This is a genomic window from Psychrobium sp. nBUS_13 (assembly GCF_051201665.1).
In the GTDB taxonomy this organism is placed as follows: Bacteria; Pseudomonadota; Gammaproteobacteria; order Enterobacterales; family Psychrobiaceae; genus Psychrobium.
The window spans coordinates 2665345-2683276 of record NZ_CP179210.1; the positions used below are offsets into that span (position 1 = coordinate 2665345).

Here is a 17932-nt window from a genome sequence, read left to right on the forward strand (position 1 = left end):
AAGAACCATAATCACCTTATGATGATTAGGCGCCAATTATAATGTCATTATCAATTAATGCTAGTGAGACTTTTCTAAAGTGTGTTATTCCCACGGTGTTCTACGGTGCAAATGTGATAAATCAAACGGCGTAATTTGATAGACGTAGTAATTTAGCCAATTAGACACTAACAAATTTGCATGACTACGCCAGCAGCCTTTTGGCGCTTGCAAAGGATCATCAGCTGGAAAATAGTTGTTTGGGACATCAGGATTTAACCCAGCAGTGTCATCACGCTTAAACTCATCCCCCAACGTAGTGACATTGTATTCAGGATGTCCCAAAACAAATAGGCGTCGTCTATCTTTACTAACAACAAGATATGCACCGGCTTCTGTAGAATCCGCTAAAATATCCAAATCTGGATGCGCCCGAAGTTCATCAACATTCATTTGAGCAAGTCGCGAATGCGGCACCCAAAAATCATCATCAAAGCCACGTAAAAGAGGATCATGTGATTGATGACGATGATGTAAAAATACACCGGCAATTTTACGCTCTCGAATATATCGCTTAATGTCATACAGGTGATAAAACGCCGCATGCGCCGCCCAGCACAGAAAGAGCGTTGATGTCACATGTTGTGTCGACCAATCGAAAACCGCCGTAATTTTTTCCCAGTAAATCACATCATCAAAATCAACATCACCTAGTGGCGCGCCAGTAATGATAAGCCCATCGAAATTGCGCTCTTTAATATCCTCAAAGTCACGATAGAAGTCATTCATGTGATCTTGCGGCGTATGTTTGGAAATATTGCTATGAATTCGTAAAAACTCAACATCTACCTGTAACGGCGTGTTGGCTAATAAGCGTAAGATTTGAGTTTCTGTTTCAATTTTATTGGGCATTAAGTTAAGTAATAACACCTTCATTGGCCGAATTTGTTGGCTAAGCGCTCGGCTTTCACTCATTACAAAGATATTTTCTTCTTGTAATTCATCCTTTGCAGGTAACTTATCTGGAATATTAATCGGCACAACAAACTCGCTTCAATTTATTAGTCAACGCAACATCATGTAGACAATTTAACCCAAAGGCATCTAGACGTCTAGATGTTTATACGTTTTATCTAAAATTACTAATATTTTATACACATCTGCTTACGACAAATATCAGATGCTCCATTGACTCCCAACCAGTGTCTCGCTAAGTTAGCCTGTGAAAAATTCTAATAACAACACAATCAACGGATTTAGTTATGAAAAAAACTGCAATTGTCACTGCTTCACTTGCCACTTTGGCGTTAAGTGCGTGTCAGTCGACACAAGAAACCACGAGCGTCACTAAACCAGATAGCGATTATCTTTGGCTTGAAGAAGTTCAAGGTGAAGCCCCTTTAAACTGGGTTGAAACTCAAAATAAAAAAGCGTTTTCCTCGCTAAAATCTAATGCTGTTTATCAGCAAAGCTATGATGCAAATCTAGCCCTTCTTAACTCAAATGATCGTATTGCATATGCATCACAACGTGGCGATTACCTGTATAACTTTTGGACAGACAAAAATAACCAACGCGGTTTATATCGCCGTACAACCTTAAGTGAATATCAAAAAGATAACCCGACGTGGGAAACGGTATTAGATATTGACGCTCTCGCTGCAAAAGATGGCATGAGCTGGGTTTACAAAGGCATGGATTGTTTATACCCAGATTACAATCACTGTTTAGTGAAATTGTCACCCGGTGGCAGCGATGCTGTTGTAGTCCGTGAATTTAATATGGCGACTAAATCATTTGTCGATGATGGCTTTAAGCTACCTGAAGCGAAAAGCTCGATTAGCTGGCGCGACGAAAACTCTGTATTCGTTGGCACAGATTTCGGCGCAGGCAGCTTAACCGATTCTGGTTACCCTGGTGTGGTAAAGATTTGGCAGCGTGGCACGCCATTATCTAGCGCAAAACAAGTTTATAAAGCCGACAAAACGTCTGTATCAGCCTCTGGCTTTGTCATGCGTGACGGTAAAAACAGCCTCGATATGATTTATGATGGCACCTCATTTTACTCACGAGCAATGTATATCCTACAAGGCGACAAACAAGTAAAATTGCCTATCCCAAAAGATGCTAGTTTAAGTGCATTTTTAAATGGCGATATCTTTATTCAACTAAAGAGCTCATGGACAGTAAACGGCAGCACATTCAAACAAGGCAGTGTTATTTTTGCTCCAGTTGATGACGTATTGAAGGGAACAGCTAACTACAAAACGCTTATTACGCCAACGGCGAGTTTAGCAATCAATTCAGTACAGGCAACTAAATCTACACTGTTAGTGACTGTATTAGATAACGTGAAATCAAAAGTACTGCGTTTCACTAACGATGCAGGACAATGGAAAAGCACGCCAGTTGATATCGATGACAAAGGCAACATCAGCGTATTTAATACCAACGAAAGCACTGATGATTTCTTCTTAAATTACACCAGCTTCCTCAAGCCTTCTACGCTGTATAAAGTAAGTGGTGAAACAGGAAAACTAACCCAATTAAAAGCGCAAAAATCACAGTTTAACAGTGATGATTTAGTGACTCACCAATATTGGGCAACGTCTAAAGATGGCACCAAAGTTCCTTACTTTGCCATCATGAAAAAAGACATTGAGTTAAACGGTAAAAATCCTACATTGCTATACGGATACGGCGGTTTTGAAGTATCACTAAAACCATCTTACAGTGCGTTACAAGGTAAAAACTGGTTAGAAAAAGGCGGCGTATACGTCCTATCTAATATTCGCGGTGGCGGTGAGTTTGGCCCAAGCTGGCATCAAGCAGCGCTTAAGAAAAATCGTCATAAAGCCTATGAAGATTTTGAAGCCATTGCGATGGACTTAATCGACCGTAAAATTACCTCACCTGATCACTTAGGTATTCAAGGTGGCAGTAATGGCGGTTTATTAATGGGGGCAGCATTTACACGTCGTCCAGATCTATACAACGCCGTTGTTTGTCAGGTGCCATTACTTGATATGAAACGTTATACCAAGCTATTAGCAGGCGCTAGCTGGGCTGCTGAATATGGCGATCCAGACAATGCCGAGATGTGGGAATACATTAAAACCTATTCACCATTTCACAACCTAGATGCTAAAGCAGATTATCCAAAAGTGTTCTTCACGACATCGACTAAAGATGATCGTGTACATCCTGGCCATGCCCGTAAAATGGTCGCTAAGATGCAAGATCTTGGACACGATGTTTACTACTACGAAAACACGGAAGGCGGTCACGCTGGTGCAGCTGACAACAAACAGCGCGCTGACATGTACGCTCTTATCTACAGCTATTTATGGCAACAACTTAAATAATCGTTAGATAAAAATAGCCGTAATAAAAAGCCGATTTAAGCAATTAAATCGGCTTTATTCATAATCAAAATTTAGATAATTATTTGTAACTATTCACTAGGGAAAATTATTTTCTAAGGATCCTTTTTAGCTATTGACCGATCCTGCCAGTATGCCAAGCTAGGGCTATGACTTAATCGCCCTAGCTTCAATGAACTTAAACAGCATCAACATCACTGAAATAGTTGAGCAAACTAAAGCTCAGTTACAAGAAGATAAGACACTCACGCCTGCGTTGAAGATGTCTATCGAGCTTATTCTTGTTATCGTTGTTATGCTTGCCAGTAAATTGGGACTTAACAGTAAAAATAGTAGTATCCCGCCATCAAAAGATATTAACCGAGAAAAACAAACCAAAGCTAAATCAGATAAGCTAGCGGGTGGACAAAAAGGCCGAACGGGTAAAACGCTGACTCAAACAGAAACGCCCGATGAGATAGAAGTCATTTTAGTTGACCGAGACATGTTACCTCAAGGACGTTATCGTGAGGTGGGTTTTCAAAAGCGGCAAGTTGTCGATATCGACATCAGTAAAGTGGTGACAGAATACCAAGCGCAAATTCTGGAAAATGCGCAAGGAAAGCGTTTTGAGGGTGAATTTCCAGAAGGCGTTAACAGTCCGATCCAGTATGGCGTTGGTGTGAAAGCGCATGCCGTTTACTTATCCCAATATCAATTACTTCCTTATAATCGTATTGAAGAATACTTTGCCGACCAGCTCGGTCTCCCCGTCAGTGCGGGTAGTTTGTTTAACTTTAATGAGCAAGCCGCTGCACTGGTCAAGTCATCAGGTGCAGAAGATATCATAAAAACGGCATTACAAAGCCCTCATCAAACATTACATGTTGATGAAACAGGTATTAATATCGGCGGAAAACGGCGATGGCTTCATGGCGCGTCAACGACATGGTGGACGTATTTTTATCCTCATGAAAAAAGAGGAAAAATAGCGATGGATGACGCCGATATTCTTCCTCACTTTAGTGGTGTACTGTGTCATGACCATTGGAAACCGTATTATCAATATACCAAGTGCCAACATGCCTTATGCAATGCTCATCATATCCGAGAGTTAGAAAGAGCATGGGAGCAAGATGGCATGCAATGGGCGAAGGCGTTGCAAACCTTACTGAAGGACATGAATAAACATCAAATTGATAACCCCAACTTAGACGAAGACACTAAGCGGCAATACTTAACGCAATATCAAAAAATACTAGCCGCAGGTGAAATTGAATGTCCAGCGCCAGATGAAAACAGCCGAATAAAAGGTCAGCGAGGGCGATTAAAACGAACAAAATCCAGAGCATTGTTAGAGCGATTAAGAGATTATCAAGATGATGTCTTACGCTTTCTGACGAGCACTGCTGTCCCATTTACCAATAATCAAGGCGAGAATGATATTAGGATGACAAAAGTTCATCAAAAAATATCTGGATGCTTTAGAAGTATGCAAGGCGCAGAGATGTTCTGTTTGATCAGAAGCTATTTATCGACTTGCAGAAAACAATATGTATCTGCAAGCCTAGCCCTTGAATTGCTATTCAAAAATCAGCTTCCAGATGTATTTATTGAAGATAAGGCTGAATAGTTACAATTATTTTAGAGTAAGATTAAGCGATATATTTATTCGATGTCTTAGGTCGTAAAACTACAGACCAAAATCCAGCGACTGATAATCCGACGAAACCAATGAAACCAAATCGCCATAAATACCCTAGCAACGAGATTGACGGAACCTGTTGGAACAGTACAATAGCAATATGTAGGCTCAACATTAGAATTATGCAACAAATCAAATTCACACTAAATCTTTGTGAAAATTGACGATTGCGCACTAAAAATCCAATTATTAGGGTACACAGCCCAATTGGAATCACAATAAGTAATCCCTGTTTTGTATAGAGTTCAATCATTGACGTCATTAAGACACCGCCCATTAAAGCGAATATAATCCATAAATTATTTTTCATCATAAAGCCATCCTATATTAACAACCACCATCACACTTGTGCTGCCATAACGTTCCGCACTGTCTATGCGATTGACTACAACCGCCGCTCGAACAACTACCCCAACACCAATCTGATTCAGTGCTACATGAACACATAGCAGCTCTCTGAACACCAACGGTGGGAACTTCACTCTTTAAAATTGAATGCCCGCTATATGCTTTTAGGTCAACTAAAGCAGTATACGCTAATTTCTTTCCCAACAACGACTTAGCAGCATTTTCGAATAACTTCATTTGAGGTTTAATAACTTGATTTCTGATCCAATCAGTGTTGTTTTTGTCAAACATGACAGGAAGGTAATTTTTAAGGAGTGCAATGAGACGTCTTTGTTTTTTCGTTAACTGTTCATTCTGCATCATTAAATTTAAATGTGCTTGCCACAAAAGCTGCTTTTGGAAAGATGTAGTAACGTCATAAACTCTATATGTATCGTCGCGAGACAAAGTTAACACTTTGTCATAAATTTCTAATTCACTAAATCTTTCTCCCTCCATTTTTAGCTCTTCGCTTAATGTGACAGCCTCTATTGACATAGCTTTCACTGGTGGGCAATTTTTCGATGTTAAGCCATAAGATGGCAGAGAAATCAAAGAACAGAACAGAACAATCTTCGCATAATTTACTCCTTTAAATTTAAATAGAGTATTCTGATAAAAACATTTATCAGAATACTATGTGTAAAACTCCTAATTCCGAAGTTAAGCGACAACTGTTCAAAAGTCAACCAACTAAAAAGTTGTCACACATTATCGATTACTCGTGACTTAGTTAGTGACCCTACTAATTATTCGGAGCAATCATGAAAAAAACAATTTTCTCAATCGCACTAACAGCAGCAAGCGTGTTACTCACATCCAACTCATTGGCGTCAGAAACCCAATGCCTTAACGCAAACGTGTCAGGTCAAGGGCAAGCCGTACTACTGTTACCGGGGTTTATTAGTGATGAATCAGTATGGACAGAGGTACGCAACGATTTAGCAAAGCAATATCAAGTTCACCAGCTATCAATCGCCGGGTTTGGAAAAAATAAAGCCTGCGGCCAAGCAAGCACTATCATGAGCGCAGTCAAAGGTGAGCTAGCAACTTACCTCTCAACAAATAAATTACAAAACCCAATTCTCATTGGTCACAGCATGGGCGGTCTATTAGCATTTGATGCATCACTAAATCCAAACATCAACTTAAAAGCAGCTGTTTCTGTTGATGGTTTACCATTCATCGGCCCTATTTTTACCCGTAACAATCAAACTACAGCGGATGATTTAATGCCACAAGCAACGGCCATGAAAACTATGTACCAACAAGCAACACCGGAGCAATTAGTGGCTTTTACCAAACAAGGCATCATGCTGCAAACTAACCAACCATCTCGCTACAACGACATTATCGACATGGCAAAACACTCGGACGCAACAACGGCTGGTAGTGCACTACATTCTGTAATGACCACCGATCTACGGCCAAAACTAGCCAAGTTAACAAATCCTGTGTTATTAATTGGCGCGTCAGGTGCTTTTACCACTGATGCGCAGCATCAAGCAGCCAAAGCAATGTACCAGGCGCAGATACAGCAAGCACCTCAAGTAAAACTAAAGATGAATAGCAAAGGACATCACTTTTTAATGTGGGATCAAACCGATTGGTTAATAAACACGATCAAAACTTATATTTCACAACAATCAGACGTCTAATAACGTTAAAAATATTGGGCTGATAATATCTCAGCCCTTAGTAAAAGGTGATCACCATGCATTCATCAACAACGCTAAACGAACAAACACTACAACTTGCGCAAGCAGGCGATAAACAAGCTTTCTCAATACTTGTTAATTACCTCAACAACACAGTGCATGCAATTGCACTCAATATCACTCGCGACCTACAACATAGCCACGATGTGAGCCAGCTCGTATTTATCAAAATATGGCAACAGCTCGGTGAATTGAAAACAAGCGACAGTATTTTACCTTGGGTACGTCAAATTACCCGTTATACCGCCATTAACTTTGTGCGTGACAACAAACATCGCACCGAGTTAGCCAGCGATGACGCCACCATAGAATCATTGCTAAACGACGTGGTTAATAATCACGATCTCAATGAACAGTCGATGATGACGCAGCAACAAAATCAGGTGATTAATCACCTAATAGAGCAGTTACCGGATGAAAGTCGCGAAATCGTTTTACTTTATTATCGTCAAGAGCACGACAGCGCCGTTGTTGCTAATCTTCTAGGATTAACCACAGTCACTGTACGCAAAAGATTACAACGCGTGCGTGAGCAACTCAAAGAGCAGGTATTAGAAAAGTACGGCAAAGTGCTCTTTGCAACGGCGCCAATTGCCATTGATATTTCTCTAGCACTTGCAGCAAGTACAGCTTCCCCTGTTGCTGCCGCGACATTAGGGAGCCAAGCCAGCATAAGCCAAAGCCATTGGTTGGCAAAATTATTCTACCTGTTAGGCGGCGCTATCATTGGTGCGTTCCTTGGTGTATTGGCCAACAGTTTTGCCATCAATAAAACCATTAAGCATATCGATAATGATGAAGACATTGCTTCTCTTAAACGCTTAAAACGTCACGGTAACATTTGGATAATTGGCAGTGCCCTTGCCCTTACCGCCAGTTATCAATGGACACAAGGCTGGTTAATGCCTGTTATCACCTACGCACTTTTCTTAATGGGATTAACGGTGGTGGTGAATACGACTAACACCATCAGTCGTCAAAACCTCCAGCGTCAAGCGCCTAATGACCAACGGGCTAAAAAATTGCTATCACGCAGTCAATGGACCTGCAAGTTGGGCTATTTATTGGGATTTGGCGGCGGCAGTGCAGGACTAATTATTGGTTTATATCAAAGTGGGCGCTTTGAGCTTTTGTTTTAAGAAATCGTAAACAAGTGCTTGTCATTGGCCTTAATGACAAGCGTCAAAGCAGAAAGCTCTCTCTATAAACATATTTTTACAACTATAGCTCATGTTCCCCCCTTGCCACTTAGTAACATTTGTTACATTATAACGCCCGATGGTATTTTCCAATTATGATAAAAACACACTTTGGAAAAACTTTTTTTCAATCTAGGAATGAACAATATGTTTAACAAAAATTTGCTAAAGGCAATTCCTTTGGCGTCAGCATTATTAGCTGGCAACGCGTTCGCTGATGAAGGCATGTGGCAACCACATCAATTAAAAGAAATTAGTGGCAAACTTAAAAAAGCAGGACTTAAATTAGATCCGTCACAGATGGAAAACCTTGATCAGTTCCCAATGAATGCGATTATCAGCCTGGGTGGTTGTACGGCATCATTTTTATCTGACACAGGCCTAGCAATTACTAACCACCACTGTGCTTACGGCTCAATTCAGTACAATTCGACTGAAAAGAAAAACTTATTAAAGCAAGGTTTTGTTGCTAAAGATAAATCTCAAGAACTTCAAGCAGCGCCGGGTTCTCGTATTTACGTGACAGAATCTCTCACCGATGTTACTGCTAAGATTACCGGTTCGATTCCTTCATCAGTGAAAGGACAAGCTTATTTCAAAGCCATTGAAAAAAATCAAAAAGAACTCGTTTCTGCGTGTGAAACCTCACAAGATTACCGCTGTGAAGTCTACAGTTTCCACGGCGGCCTAGAATATTTCCTCATTAAACAACTTTCAATTCGTGACGTGCGTTTAGTGTACGCTCCACCATCAAGCATCGGTAAATTCGGCGGCGATACCGACAACTGGATGTGGCCTCGTCACACAGGTGATTGGGCATTCTACCGCGCGTACGTTAGCAAAGACGGTAAACCAGCAGATTATTCAAAAGACAATGTGCCATTTAAACCAAAAGCCTTCCTAAAAGTGAATGCCGATGGTGTTCGCAATAGCGATTACGTGATGGTTCTTGGTTACCCAGGCCGTACCAATCGTTATCGCACGGTTGATGAAGTAGAAAACCAATTTACATGGGTGTACCCAACGTCTAAACAGTATCGCGAAGACTACATCAATATTATCAAAGACATAGCACCAGCTGGCAGTGACGCACGCATCAAATACGAAAGCACATTAGCGAGCCTAGCTAATTACGCTAAAAACTTTGGTTCGATGATCGAAAGTTACAACAAAGGCGACATGCTCGAGCGTAAACAAGCAGAGCTACAAGCGCTGCAACAGTGGATCAACAGCTCTAAACAGCGTAAGAACAAATACGCCAAAGCACTGACTGAGCTAAACGCGTTAATTGCTCAAGGTAAAAAAGGTCAAGAACGTGATTTATTAATGGGCTACTTAGGTAGCACAAATATGATGAGCGTGGCCAAGCGTCTTTACCGTTTAGCCAATGAAAAAACTAAGTCTGATACTGAGCGTAAACAAGGTTATCAAGACCGCGACATGAACCGTTTCACTCAAGGTATGAAACGCGTAAACCGTCGTTATGACGCCACAGTAGACAAAGCAGTACTTGAGCACTTTATTGGTCTTTACGCCCAATTACCTAAGAAAGAACGCAACGCTACATTTGACAAGTTCTTTAGCATTGGTAAGAAGTTTGACGCGAAAACACTAGCAGCCAAACTAAATAAAATGCACAAAAACACCAAACTTGATGAAGAAGCGACGCGTTTAGCATGGATGAATAAATCAGTAAGCGATTTTAAAAATAGCAAAGACCCTTACATTCAATTTGCAGTGTCGCAGTACGACAACGATCGCAAGCTAGAGAAAAAAGCTGAAGCATTATTCGGTAAACTAGCACAAGCCCGCCCTGCCTTCATGGAAGCAATGATTGCTTACAAGAAGAGTAAAGGCGAGCCAGTATATGCTGACGCGAACAGCTCACTGCGTATCACTTACGGCAACGTTATGGGATACTCACCACAAGACGGTATCACTGCAACGCCATTTACTACATTGGAAGGCTTACTGGCTAAATACAAAGCAGGTGATGCTGAATTTGATTTATTCGATAACATTCGCAAAGCCATCGCTGATAAAAACTACGGTAAATACTATCGTAAAGATTTAGACTCAGTACCAGTAAACTACCTATCTAACTTAGATATCACGGGTGGTAACTCAGGCTCTCCTACCCTAAACGGTAGAGGTGAATTTGTTGGTCTAGTGTTTGACGGTGTTTATGAATCAATCATCGGTGATTGGGATTACGATACTAAATACAAACGCGCAATCCACACCAGTGTGCCATTCATGCTATGGACAATGGAAAACATCGACGGTGCCCAAAATATTGTTGATGAAATGACTATCGTTAAATAAATATAGCCATCCACTATCATGCGCCCTTTCAGGCGCATGATAGATAAGTTAGGCAATTGACGATAGAACGCCTAATCGTACACTTTCATTTTAGACAATAAAAAAAGCAGCCTAAGCTGCTCTAACATAATCGTTATGCGAAATAAGCGTTCTTTCGCTCATCGTAATCAGTAACGACAGCGTTAATAACCTCTGCATCAAATTCTCGCAGTCCGCTTAGCGCCATTAACTTTTCACCATAACCAACAATCTCATCGCCAACTTTAAAGAAAAATTGCAACGTTGCACGGCCGCGTTTACCATTAACTTCTAGTGATGTATTAGTAATTTCAAGCGTAGGATTGGTGAAATCTAAACGCAGTAAATCAATGGACATCTTTTCGTAAATAACCAATGGACGCGCAGGATTAATCATCGCATTTTCTTTTTCCATCAGAGGTACTAATACGTGTGGAAAAGTGTGGCCAGAAAACTCAACATAACGTTGTGCTAATGATGCAGCAAGTTCTTGATTATCAGTTGACTCACCTTCACGGTTAATCGACATATACTCTTTTTCATTGCCATCGATGACTTTAATATCAGCAGATTCCTGACACGAAAAATCAAGTTCAATACCATCTGATACCATGCCAGAAAACGTAAATTGCATCTTCTTGCTAACACCTAGCTTTGACAACGCGATTGAGAAAAGTAAATCGCCTGGTACACAAAACTTCTTGGTTTCGATATCGTGCAAAGGATTAAAATCACCAGCTATGTCTTTGGCAAATTTACTGGCTTGTTCACGTGTAAAAGAAAATGACGAAGGCTCGCCTTGGTTAAAGTATTGACTGATATTCATATCTAATTAGTGGCCGTAATAAACAATAAAACAAGCCTCGCCTTGCGCGATAATTGCTAAAACCAAAAGGGTTGAACAGACAATCAAATGGGCAAAAAAAGAGGCACTAGATTCCATTACTGGAAAGTGCCTCTATTTTAACGTATTAAGGTGGGTAGTTTATACACGGCGCCAACTGGTAACACCAGCGCTGTCTTCAAGGACGATACCCATCGAAGTTAGCTCATCACGGGCAGCATCAGCGGCCGCCCAGTCTTTGCTAGCGCGCGCATCATTACGTTTAACAATCAGCGCTTCAATAGCCGCTGACTCATCATCGTTGTCACCTTGTAAAAACGCAACTGGATCAGACTGCAGTACACCTAACACGCTGCCAAGCTCAATTAAGATTGCAGCAAGCTCACTCGCCTTATCACCATCAGTATCTTTAACGCGGTTAATCTCTTTAGCCAATTCGAATAACACAGGTAAGGCTTCTGGTGTGTTAAAATCATCGTCCATTGCTGTCTTAAAACGAGCAACATAGTCATTGTCCATACTAACATCGGCAGTCGGCGTAATTCCGCGTAAAGCAGTGTACAAGCGCTCTAATGCGCTACGGCCTTGATGCAAGTTGTCTTCAGAATAATTTAACTGACTGCGGTAATGGCCATTAAGTAAGAAGAAACGAATCGTTTCAGCATCAAATACTTTTAGCACATCTTCAATGGTAAAGAAGTTGCCTAATGATTTAGACATTTTTTCTTTATCAACTTGTACCATACCAGAGTGCATCCAAGTATTTACATAGTTGGTGCCATGAGCACAACAAGACTGAGCCACTTCATTTTCATGATGGGGGAAGGTTAAATCGCTACCGCCACCATGAATATCAAATGTTTCACCCAAATGCTTTGCATTCATTGCCGAACATTCGATATGCCAGCCAGGACGACCTTCCCCCCACGGAGAAGCCCAACTTGGTTCACCTGCTTTGGCTTTTTTCCATAACACGAAATCCATGCCATTGCGTTTGTCTTGCACAACATCAACACGTGCACCTAACTGCAACGCATCTAAATCTTGGCGGCTTAACTTACCGTAATCTTCATAGCTTGGTACTGAGAATAAAACATCACCGTTATCTGCAACATACGCGTGCTCTTTAGTAACGAGCTTTTCGATGATTTCAATGATTTCAGGGATGTGCGTCGATACTTTTGGCTCAACATCAGGTTCAACCATATTTAACGACTTAAAGTTGCCGTGCATGATATCAATGAAACGCTCGGTTAATTCGATAAAGGATTCACCATTTTCATTAGCACGAGCAATAATTTTGTCATCAACATCGGTAATGTTACGAACATACTTAACTTCGTAGCCGCTAAAACGTAGGTAACGAACAATCGTATCGAAGAACACATAAGTACGGCCATGACCAATGTGACAATAGTCATAAGTGGTAACTCCACACACATACATGCCAACTTTACCGGGTACAATCGGTTTAAATACATCTTTTTGGCGGGTAAGCGTGTTGTAAATTGATAACATTGGGAGTTGTTTCCTTAGGCCTAACAATAAATAAAGAGGTGAGTTTATCAGGTGCGTTAAAACAGCTCAACAGATTGCAGTAACGGCGCTTAAAGAATCTGAAAAACATGCTCAATTTGGCAAAAAATCATCAACAATCTGTAATTTAGTTCTAAATTACAGCCTTTGCTTTGCCATTATTACTAAACAAGGTAAAATCCCATCAATTCAAATGTAACACAAATCACAGACAGGTTAATTTCATGATCTTAATGACCACAAATTTCGGTGACATCAAAATCGAAACTTACGCAGACAAAGCTCCAAAAACAGTAGCTAACTTCGAAAAATACGTTAAAGAAGGTTTTTACGACGGTACTATTTTCCACCGCGTTATTGACGGATTTATGGTTCAAGGCGGCGGCATGGAAAGCGGCATGTTAGAAAAAGACACAGTAACTTGTGTCGATAACGAAGCGAACAACGGTCTTAAAAACACGATTGGCACCTTAGCAATGGCGCGTACTCAAGATCCTCATTCAGCAAGCTCACAGTTTTTCATTAACGTTAGCGACAACGGTTTCCTAGATTTCACTAGCGAATCAGTTCAAGGCTGGGGCTACTGTGTATTCGCTAAAGTTGTTGAAGGCATGGACATCGTTGATAAGATCAAAAAAGTAGAAACGGGCAACCGTGGCTACCATCAAGATGTTCCACTAGATGAAGTGGTTATCGAAAAGGTAGTTATTAGCGAGTAATTACACGCTAATCTATCTTATTGGCTTGAGCAATCGCTCAAGCCAATAGACATTATTAAGCTTTTTAAAAAGGTTACTCAACTTCATGAGCAAAACGTTATTCATTGCTGACTTACACCTTCATCGCGATCGCAGCGATATCACCGACCTCTTCTGCCATTTCTTAGCAAATGATGCTGTTGGATGTGATGCCTTATATATTTTAGGCGACCTGTTTGAAGTGTGGTTTGGCGACGACAACCCCTGCCCTATGATAAAACTCGTGAGTGAACGTCTTAAAGCGCTTAATGACACCGGCGTACCCATTTATTATATTCACGGCAATCGAGATTTCACGATTGGCAAACGCTATTGCAAACAAAGCGGCATGATTTTATTACCAGAAAGTAAAGTCATTGACCTCTACGGAACGCCTGCCTTAATTATGCATGGTGATAGCTTGTGTACACGCGATGTCGCCTATCAGAAATTTAGAAAGCGCAGTCGTAATCCAATCATCAAATTCTTACTGCTGTCATTGCCTTTTAAAACCCGTCAAAAGATTGCAGGCGATATTCGTAACAAATCAAAAGCGTCTAACAAAAAGATTTCGTTAGAAATTATGGACGTTACACAAAATGAAGTTGAAAAAGACATGACAAACGCCGACGTACAGCTATTGATTCATGGCCACACTCATCGTCCAGATCGTCATCACTTTGATTTAAACGGCGAACCTGCAGAGCGTATTGTGTTGGGTGATTGGTACGATCAAGGCTCATCATTAGTCGTCACCAAAGAGGGTATGTCGCTTGAAAATCAAGCCTTCATATCACCAAAGATTACTGGCTAAGAAAAACCACAAATCACTCGCTTAATGTGCCTATAAAGTAAGCACGTATTAACGAACAAAAATTTAATTTGGACATTGGGGAACCCCTTGGCTATTATGCCCTCCAAGTTGTTTACTAACGAAGTTATTTATTGAGGAAACATGAGTTTAAAATCTGTATCACAAGCGCTGTTAATCGCGTCACTTACCCTAACTCTACCAGCATGTTCATTTGTTGATTGGTTAGTGTATAAGCAAGACAAACCTCAAGGTAACTTTCTAGAACAAAAAGACATCGACAAATTACGCATTCAAATGACCAAAGAACAGGTCGCGTTCATCATCGGTCGCCCAATTGTTGACGACATCTACGGTGGCGACAAATGGCGTTACGTTTACCACTTTAAATCAGGTCGAAATGCACAAATTACTTATCGTGAATTGATAATGATTTTTAAAGACAACAAATTAGTTGAAATGACTGGCGATTACAAAGAAAACGAAGCATTTAATACGCCAATTTCTGAGTAAACAGCTAACACAACGTATTAACGAATAAGGCCGCTATTTACTGATAAATAGCGGCCTTTTTTTATTCTTACAACAATATTAATACCAATTGCATTAAGTAAGTGATCTTGTTGTGCGTAGAGAAAATCAGCTAAAACAAGGCGCTCGATTGACTAATAGCTGGCTATTAGGATTGAGAGCAACGCCATTTTAGTTAATTTTAACAAGTACAAGTGGGCAAATATTTAATGCAATTGGTATAATACATACAGTGTTTAACGTGATAGCAAGCTAATCAGTTTTACGCATTTCATTAACACGACCACCCGTTACCTTGTCCGCACGACCTTCAGCAACTGCTTTTTCTGCTCGTTTGAGCCGAGCCGCTTTAGGATCGGCAATTAATGGACGATACACTTCAATACGATCGCCGTCTTTACAAGTATCCGTCAGCTTAACGGTGCGATTAAAAATCCCCACTTTAGGTTTAGTGAAGTCAAAATCTAAAAAGTAGTTTGCAATACCTGACTGCGCAACAATCTCGCTAACCGTTAAACTTGAATCGACAGATAGCTCAACAACCTTTTGCTTGTGCGGCGTAGCAAACGCCACTAATACATTAATTTGATTACTCATAAACTACTTTCGCTCGCTCACTAAACGCCGTCACCATGTTGCCTACCAGTTCTTTGAATACTTTACCAAAGGCAAACTCAGCTAATTTATTATCAAACTCAAACTCTAAGTCCAAGTTAACCTTACACGCGTTATCATCAAGGGCTAAAAACGACCAGCCACCGGTTAATAATCTAAAAGGGCCATCAACTAACGCCATATCAACACGTTCGTTTTCAGTCAGCGTATTACGCGTTGTGAATGTCTTTTTAATGCCAGCCTTTGAAACATCAACACTCGCCACCATCACACTCTCTTCATCAGAAACAATGCGAGAGCCCACACAACCGGGTAAAAATTGCGGATAAGCCGCAACATCATTGACTAAATCATACATTTGTTGCGCACTAAACATCACTAACGCGCTACGGTTTACTTGAGGCATAATTCTTCCTTTACAAAATCGGCGCTATCATACCACAAGCACACACAAATACTCACGCGCAACCAACGATATCCCCCCTTATCACAAAGTCGCTTAGGTATCACTTGCTTGGCGCTAAGATACTGGTAAACTTAAGCCAATTTTTAGGGTTTGTGCATTTCTCCGCTATTAATAAAAACATTCATTTATTAAATTTTAGATACCCATCATCAGTGGAAATGCCCCCATCAGTATAGAGTTTACAAACATGGCAAAACAAAAAGGCAAAAAAACCAGCCCTGGTAATATTGCTAAAAATAAAAGAGCGCATTTCGAATACGCAATTTCTGAAAAAACCGAAGCAGGCCTTGAACTACAAGGTTGGGAAGTTAAATCAATGCGCGTTGGCAAAGTCAACATGACAGACGCGTATTGTATTGTTCAAAACAATGAACTATTGCTGCTTGGTTGCCACATCACGCCGCTTAACACCGCATCAACTCACGTGCATTGTGAGCCAGAACGTCCGCGTCGTTTGTTATTAAAGCGCCGTGAAATCGACAAGCTCAAAGGCCTTGTTGAACGTCAAAGCTTTACCATTGTTGCCATCAGCCTTTACTGGAAAGGTCCATGGGCTAAAGTTGAAATCGGTCTAGGTAAAGGTAAGCAATCTCACGACAAACGTGAAGATGGCAAACAACGCGACTGGGAACGTGAAAAATCACGCGTCATGAAAGACTCATTACGCTAGAACAAACAATTCAACACGCTATTTGATTAATATTCCATCAAGTAGCTAATTGACTGGTTGCTCAATGCCTTAGCAAGGCGTAGAATAGCTGTTATCGCTTTGGGGGCGATTTAGGATTCGACGAGATTCTTGAAACCCAAGGTGCATGCCGAGGGGCGGTTGGCCTCGTAAAAAGCCGCACTTAAATCTATTCGCAAACGACGAACAGTACTCTCTAGCCGCTTAGGCCGCTAGCTTTCCACCCACGTGTGCTTGTGCGCTGGGACTCGGAAAGTCACTCTACACAGGATCGCGTGGAAACTTCGTCTGTAGTTGAAGCGTTAAAACTAATCAGGCTCGCCAATATCAATCCTGTCTGTCGGAGTGGTTGCGGTTAATCTATAGACATGACTAAGCATGTAGTACCGAGGATGTAGGTTTTTCGGACGGGGGTTCAATTCCCCCCGCCTCCACCACATTCAGGTTTGTTACCGCAGACCTCAAAAAGCCCCGTAGACCAATGGTTTACGGGGCTTTTTTAATTTATAAAAAAATTTAATGCAGAAACGCATACAACTATAGGGTTTATTAATCACATGGAAGAAATGAAACTAAAACGCATTATAAAAAAACAGAGAACGAGAACAGTTTATTCACTAATGCTTTGCTGGGCGGCTCTTTTCTCAGTTTTTTATATTACCGAAAATGATGATGCTTTATTTGTTTCAGGGTACGCAATGGCTATAGTTACTGTCGCTGTGGTGGTCATTTTGAATTTTGTAGAAAAAGTCCTAATTTCAATGAATCATGCCCAAAAAAGTGACGATTAAAACACGGTTCAATTCCCCCGCCTCCACCACATTCGGGCTTGTTGCCGCAGACCTAAAAAAGCAAGGTAAACCAACGGTTTACGGGGCTTTTTAAATGACTTAAATTAAGTTGCTTTGAATTGGGTCTTATCTGTTGGGATGGATTAACGCTTTGCTAAGCGGCAATAAAATTGCTGGCTAAAATTAGCAACGAGGGAGCAAAAGCCAGCTGTTTTTTGTC

The 17932-nt window shown here is 40.9% G+C and carries 17 protein-coding genes and 1 other RNA gene; 11 read left to right on the forward strand and 7 right to left on the reverse strand.

The annotated features are described in order from the left end of the window. Positions 1-84: 84 nt before the first annotated feature. Positions 85-1020 carry a homoserine O-succinyltransferase MetA gene (gene metA / locus ACMAZF_RS12230; protein ID WP_435274097.1) on the reverse strand — a complete coding sequence of 312 codons (936 nt, stop codon included), beginning with the start codon at positions 1018-1020 and terminating at the stop codon, positions 85-87. Between the two features lie 221 nt (positions 1021-1241). Between metA and ACMAZF_RS12235 the strand changes: the two genes are divergently transcribed. Together ACMAZF_RS12235 and tnpC are read left to right on the forward strand one after the other, a co-directional pair. Further along, positions 1242-3344 (forward strand): prolyl oligopeptidase family serine peptidase, encoded by a 2103-nt coding sequence (locus ACMAZF_RS12235; RefSeq protein ID WP_435274098.1) that lies wholly within the window; start codon positions 1242-1244, stop codon positions 3342-3344. 190 nt (positions 3345-3534) lie between these two features. Beyond that, positions 3535-4974, forward strand: a complete 1440-nt coding sequence (gene tnpC / locus ACMAZF_RS12240) for an IS66 family transposase (RefSeq protein WP_435274099.1) — start codon at positions 3535-3537, stop codon at positions 4972-4974. Between the two features lie 22 nt (positions 4975-4996). Here the strand turns inward: tnpC and ACMAZF_RS12245 are convergent, their stop codons facing one another. Beyond that, entirely contained in the window at positions 4997-5359 is a 363-nt protein-coding gene (locus ACMAZF_RS12245) for a hypothetical protein (RefSeq protein WP_435274100.1), read from the reverse strand. Between the two features lie 14 nt (positions 5360-5373). Continuing rightward, complete coding sequence (locus ACMAZF_RS12250) at positions 5374-5931, reverse strand: bacteriocin fulvocin C-related protein (protein WP_435277240.1); 558 nt, start codon at positions 5929-5931, stop codon at positions 5374-5376. A gap of 266 nt (positions 5932-6197) precedes the next feature. On the opposite strand from ACMAZF_RS12250, the gene ACMAZF_RS12255 reads away from it, so the two are divergent. The 3 genes from ACMAZF_RS12255 (at position 6198) to ACMAZF_RS12265 (ending at position 10675) form a co-directional block, all read left to right on the forward strand. After that, complete coding sequence (locus tag ACMAZF_RS12255) at positions 6198-7091, forward strand: alpha/beta fold hydrolase (RefSeq protein ID WP_435274101.1); 894 nt, start codon at positions 6198-6200, stop codon at positions 7089-7091. Positions 7092-7147: 56 nt separating this feature from the next. Beyond that, on the forward strand, positions 7148-8290 hold the full coding sequence (locus ACMAZF_RS12260; protein ID WP_435274102.1) for an RNA polymerase sigma factor: 1143 nt from the start codon (positions 7148-7150) through the stop codon (positions 8288-8290). Between the two features lie 207 nt (positions 8291-8497). Beyond that, positions 8498-10675, forward strand: a complete 2178-nt coding sequence (locus ACMAZF_RS12265; protein WP_435274103.1) for a S46 family peptidase — start codon at positions 8498-8500, stop codon at positions 10673-10675. A 133-nt stretch (positions 10676-10808) separates the two neighbouring features. Here ACMAZF_RS12265 and ACMAZF_RS12270 read toward each other — a convergent pair whose 3' ends face one another. Continuing rightward, positions 10809-11519, reverse strand: coding sequence for a DUF3581 family protein (locus ACMAZF_RS12270; RefSeq protein WP_435274104.1), 711 nt, complete (start codon positions 11517-11519; stop codon positions 10809-10811). Positions 11520-11678: 159 nt separating this feature from the next. After that, positions 11679-13055: a cysteine--tRNA ligase gene (gene cysS, locus ACMAZF_RS12275; protein ID WP_435274105.1), complete on the reverse strand. Its 1377-nt coding sequence runs from the start codon at positions 13053-13055 to the stop codon at positions 11679-11681. Positions 13056-13297: 242 nt separating this feature from the next. Here cysS and ACMAZF_RS12280 point away from each other — a divergent pair, with 242 nt between their 5' ends. The 3 genes from ACMAZF_RS12280 (at position 13298) to ACMAZF_RS12290 (ending at position 15134) form a co-directional block, all read left to right on the forward strand. Then, positions 13298-13792: a peptidylprolyl isomerase gene (locus ACMAZF_RS12280; RefSeq protein WP_435274106.1), complete on the forward strand. Its 495-nt coding sequence runs from the start codon at positions 13298-13300 to the stop codon at positions 13790-13792. A gap of 85 nt (positions 13793-13877) precedes the next feature. Next, positions 13878-14624: a UDP-2,3-diacylglucosamine diphosphatase gene (lpxH, locus tag ACMAZF_RS12285; RefSeq protein ID WP_435274107.1), complete on the forward strand. Its 747-nt coding sequence runs from the start codon at positions 13878-13880 to the stop codon at positions 14622-14624. A gap of 141 nt (positions 14625-14765) precedes the next feature. Beyond that, entirely contained in the window at positions 14766-15134 is a 369-nt protein-coding gene (locus tag ACMAZF_RS12290; protein WP_435274108.1) for an outer membrane protein assembly factor BamE, read from the forward strand. 270 nt (positions 15135-15404) lie between these two features. Here ACMAZF_RS12290 and ACMAZF_RS12295 read toward each other — a convergent pair whose 3' ends face one another. Continuing rightward, positions 15405-15749, reverse strand: a complete 345-nt coding sequence (locus ACMAZF_RS12295; RefSeq protein ID WP_435274109.1) for an RnfH family protein — start codon at positions 15747-15749, stop codon at positions 15405-15407. After that, positions 15742-16173: an SRPBCC family protein gene (locus ACMAZF_RS12300; protein ID WP_435274110.1), complete on the reverse strand. Its 432-nt coding sequence runs from the start codon at positions 16171-16173 to the stop codon at positions 15742-15744. The genes ACMAZF_RS12295 and ACMAZF_RS12300 overlap by 8 nt, the downstream gene beginning before the upstream one ends. Before the next feature lie 247 nt (positions 16174-16420). Here ACMAZF_RS12300 and smpB point away from each other — a divergent pair, with 247 nt between their 5' ends. From smpB to ACMAZF_RS12315, 3 genes are all read left to right on the forward strand, one after another. Then, positions 16421-16903 carry an SsrA-binding protein SmpB gene (gene smpB, locus ACMAZF_RS12305; RefSeq protein ID WP_435274111.1) on the forward strand — a complete coding sequence of 161 codons (483 nt, stop codon included), beginning with the start codon at positions 16421-16423 and terminating at the stop codon, positions 16901-16903. A 101-nt stretch (positions 16904-17004) separates the two neighbouring features. Then, positions 17005-17358, forward strand: a transfer-messenger RNA (tmRNA) gene (gene ssrA / locus ACMAZF_RS12310). Between the two features lie 120 nt (positions 17359-17478). Then, the gene (locus tag ACMAZF_RS12315; protein ID WP_435274112.1) at positions 17479-17712 is read left to right on the forward strand and encodes a hypothetical protein; all 234 of its coding nucleotides are present in this window, start codon (positions 17479-17481) and stop codon (positions 17710-17712) included. Positions 17713-17932 lie beyond the last annotated feature (220 nt).